Consider the following 4,094-nt stretch of genomic DNA (forward strand, 5'->3'; position numbering starts at 1 on the left):
GGTCGGCGACAACGGCCAGCGCTGACCGATAGCGACGTGCAGGATGATGCCGACCGCGCTGAAGGCGAGCCCCGCGACGGTCACCCAGTCGTTGGCGGTGGCCCTGACCCAGTGCACGCTGTCGGCGTACCCGGCCAGCGCGCGGTTGAGCCCCACCGCTACCGCGGCGGTGAAGACGAGGGTGACCATCCGCCCGGCACCGGGACGGCGCAGCAACGCGCCCGGCCAGCCCTCGAAGACCAGCGCCACCATGAGCCCCGCGCTGATCACGCACCCGCACGCGGCCCCGATGGCCTGCGGTGACAGGTTCGCCAGGTCACGCAGCACCAGATAGGTGGCTGCGCCGCCCCCGATCACCAGGGCGTTGCCAGCTAGCAGGCGCAACGGCCGCCGGCCGATGAGGTTGACCGGCCAGCCGCGCAGCACGACAAAGAACACCGTTTGCCATACGCCCACCACGATGAACGCGATGCCGAAGTCCAGGGCCGACACCGGCCCGCCGGGGTTGTGCAGCCCAGCGGCCGCGCGCACGGCGGGGGGAACGAAGTCGATGTTGACGAACAGGAAGTACGCGCCGACCCCGACGGCCCAGGAGAGCGCCAGCCCGGCGACGCCGGACTTGAGGGGGCTGAAGCCGTTAAGCGGCCAGCGCTCGCACACCAGTGAGAGCTGGAGCATCGTGGTGAAGATGGCGCCGGCCAGCGCCAGCGTCGCGGGAAACGTCGTGGGCGCGCCGTTGCCGGGAGTGGCCAGGAACACCCCGCCGATGTCGGGGCGCTCGATGATCGCCTCGCCGGCGATGGTGAGCACCACCCCGCCGACGACGATCAGCGCCGTGTCGGCCAGGCCGGTCCAGGGCTTGTTAAGCCGGGAACCGGGCCAGTCGTTCCACCAGAAGCCGATCATCGCCACGCCCGACACCGCGAACACCGTCATCGGGCCAAGTACCAGCAGCGACGTCGCGGTGTTGCCTAGTCCGAGCGCGAGGGCGAAGGACATGACCGCCGACAGCACCAGCCCGCCGAGGCCTACCCACGGCTGTGTGGCCAGCACCTCGCGCTGCAGACGGACGGCATCCCGGCGCTGTAGCTGAGGCGGGGTGGTCAGCAGGGGCCTGTGGGTTTTCACCGAACCGACTCCTGCGTGCACATCGCGATCTCCCTGGTATGCCGTATGCCGCACCCGATCCACTGCGAGCGGCAACGCCCTGCCCCGGTCGGCGGCCGGAATAGCCGCCGACCGGTTCCCCCACGTCAGGGAATCAGGACCGGACGGATGTTGGCCTTGTTCCTGTTCAGGAACGTCGTTTCGGCGTCCGCCAGCGGGTGGGTCTCGACGATCGGATGCACGCCCTTCAGCACCGCGAAGTTCAGCGTGTCCTCGCTGTCGGCCGCGACGCCGCTGTACCACCCCGAGATGTTCAGCCGGGGAAACGCGAGGTCGTGACCGGTTACCGTGATCGGGTCAAGGCCCTCGGCTACGATCAGCTGGCCGTTCGGCCGTAGGCCGCTGATCAGTCCGGACTGCAGGTTGCCGTGGGACACGGTGTCGAAGATGACCGCCGCGCCGCCCATCGCCCGCAGCGCCTCGCTGGCGTCGCCGGCGGTGCTGTCGATGTACTCGCTGGCGCCAAGCCGGTGGGCGAGTTCCTCACGGGCAGGACCGCGCGCGATGGCGACGACGCGGAAGCCCATCTTGTCGCCGAACTGGACGGCGAGGTGGCCGACCCCGCCGACGCCGTGAACCGCGACGAGATCCCCAGGACCGGCCTTGGAGTGCCGCAGCCCGTTGAACGCGGTGATGCCGCCGCACATCATCGGAGCGATCTCCTCGAAGGGCAGGCCTTCCGGCGCGCGGGCGACCGCGTCCTGCGGCGCCACCATGTACTCGGCGTAGCCGCCGTCGAAATTAGCGCCGGTGATGGTGCGGTTGACGCAGTTGGTGAAATCGCCGCGCCGACAGAACTCACAGGTGAGGTCGCTGCCACCGGACCAGCCCACGCCGACCCGGTCCCCGGCCTGCCACATCGTCACGCCGTCGCCGACCGCGTCCACGACGCCGCCGATCTCGTGACCGGGTACCCGCGGCAACTGCGTGCCGAACAGGCCTTCACGCGGAATCTCGTCGCCGCCGCAGATCCCGCACGCATGCACCTTGACGCGCACCTGCCCGGGCTTCGGCTCCGGCACCGGGAGCTCCACATTCACAAACGGGGCACCGGCCTCCTGGGCCTGCACCGCGTGCATTGTCGCTTGAGTCACCTTTTCTCCCCTAGTGCATTCCGCCGTCGGCGACGATCTGCTGACCGGTGATGAGCCCGGCGTCGTCGCTGGCGAGGAACGCGGTAATGGCCGCCACATCCTGCGGCGTTCCCAACCTCCCGATCGGGGTCATGTCGATCAGGCTCTTCTTGTATTCGTCGTTGGACGGGTCGGTGAAGATCCCGGCGTTGTCGATCGGGCCGGGCACCACCGTGTTGACCGTGACTCCCCGGGCCCCGAGTTCCAGCGCCGCGACCCGGATGAGGTAGCTCATGGCGATCTTGCTGGTTCCGTAGAGGGCGACACCCACCTGCGGAACGGTCGTCGTGTTGGACGAGATTGTGACGATCCGGCCATTGTCGGCGATCCGCCGGGCGGCCTCGCGCAGGACGAAGTACGGCCCCTTGGTGTTGACCCGCCACAGCAAGTCGAAGTCCTCTTCGGTGACGTCGGTGAACGGGATGTTCACCTTCTCCATTCCGGCGTTCGCCACGACGATGTCGATCCGGCCGAACTCCTCGACGGCCGCGTCGTAAAGCCGCTCGATGTCCGGCACGCTGGACACATCGGCCTGGACCACGATGGCGCGTACGCCCTCGGCCTCGGCAGCGGTCTTCACTTCCTTCGCGGCGGTTTCGTTACGGTGATAGTTGATGACGACATTCGCGCCCTCTGCGGCTAGCCGCAGCAGGATCGCGCGGCCCAGCCCCTCCGATGATCCGGTGACGAGCGCGGTCTTACCCTTCATTGCCATTTCTCTCCCAGGTGTATGAGTGCAGGCGGGTCCTTGACCTGCATGAAGTACAGGCGGTAATCGCAAGCTACCGAGGATGCGCCCTCGGTGAATCGGCAAAGTGTCTAGCGAAGCGGTTCGTCCGGAAGCGTTCACTCGCCTGCCTAGCACCGTAGGCCGGACTGAGGGTGTACCGAATCAATGAAGTCCCTAGCGATCCCCTAGTCCCTGGCGGTCGCCGCCGGGGAGCGGCGCCCCGCTGTGGCAGGGTCAGACCCCGGCGAGGCCCTCGCCGACCCCAGCGGCCGGGCCGATCTGGTCCCGGACCGCGGAGAGGTCAGCCCTGGATGCCACCCCGAGCTTGGTGAACACCTTGTGCAGGTGGTACTCGACCGTCTTCTGGCTCAGGAACAAGCGTGCCGCGACCTCGCCATTGGAGTGGCCCGCCGCGGCCAGCCTGGCGACCTGCCGCTCCCGTGGCGTCAGGTCGCTGATCCCGCTTGGTCGGTGCCGCCGTGCCAGCTCGCCGCTGGCCCTCAGCTCCTCCGCCGCGCGGTCGGCGAGGAGCCGGGCTCCGAGGCTGTCGAAGGCTTCCATGGCCGCCCGCAGGTGCGGCCGCGCGGCCGCGGGGCGCCCGGTACGGCGCAGATGCTCGCCGAGATTGAGCCGGGTCCGCGCCTCGTCGAGCGGGTCCGTCCCTGCCTGGTGGAGCTTTAGTGCCTCAAAGAAGTAGCCGTCAGCCTGGGCACGGTCGGCGAGTAGCCCGCGGCAACGGGCGAGTGTTGCGCGCGGCGCGGGGACATCGAAGCAGTCCACCCACGCCTCGTACAGGGCCAGCGCAGGCAGCCCGCGCCCTGGCGTGCGCGCGAGAGCGGCCGCCTCGACGGTCATGGCCGCCAGTTCGATCAGGTAGGCGGGATGCGCCACTGGATCAGCGATCAGCGGTTCAAGCCGCTCCAGCGCGGCGGCCGGGTGGCCGAGGCTGACATCGATTTCGCCGTTCGCGAGGACGGCGGCGCAGACAGCAAGATGCAGGCGGTGGGGGACGGCGTGTTCCAGGGCTTCCTTCGTGCGGCGGCGGGATTCGGCGATGTCTCCGC

General features: G+C 69.0%; 4 protein-coding genes. All 4 read right to left on the reverse strand.

Annotated elements, in window-relative coordinates; all coding sequences use genetic code 11:
* The coding region (locus VGZ32_RS02670) for a hypothetical protein (RefSeq protein WP_326884168.1) at positions 1-1,128 on the reverse strand (1,128 nt) is incomplete at its 3' end.
* Positions 1,129-1,253: 125 nt separating this feature from the next.
* The gene (locus VGZ32_RS02675; protein ID WP_326884169.1) at positions 1,254-2,261 is read right to left on the reverse strand and encodes an alcohol dehydrogenase catalytic domain-containing protein; all 1,008 of its coding nucleotides are present in this window, start codon (positions 2,259-2,261) and stop codon (positions 1,254-1,256) included.
* Positions 2,262-2,271: 10 nt separating this feature from the next.
* The gene (locus VGZ32_RS02680; protein WP_326884170.1) at positions 2,272-3,009 is read right to left on the reverse strand and encodes an SDR family oxidoreductase; all 738 of its coding nucleotides are present in this window, start codon (positions 3,007-3,009) and stop codon (positions 2,272-2,274) included.
* A gap of 255 nt (positions 3,010-3,264) precedes the next feature.
* Positions 3,265-4,094: helix-turn-helix transcriptional regulator (locus tag VGZ32_RS02685; protein ID WP_326884171.1), on the reverse strand; the 830-nt coding region annotated here is incomplete at its 5' end.

Source organism: Actinocrinis sp. (assembly GCF_035938995.1).
Taxonomy (GTDB): Bacteria; Actinomycetota; Actinomycetes; order Streptomycetales; family Catenulisporaceae; genus DASZGI01.

What these genes read in the sequence shown, in the direction of transcription:
- VGZ32_RS02680 (WP_326884170.1), bottom strand. Translation starts at nt 3,009, where the DNA reads ATGAAGGGTAAGACCGCGCTCGTCACCGGATCATCGGAGGGGCTGGGC.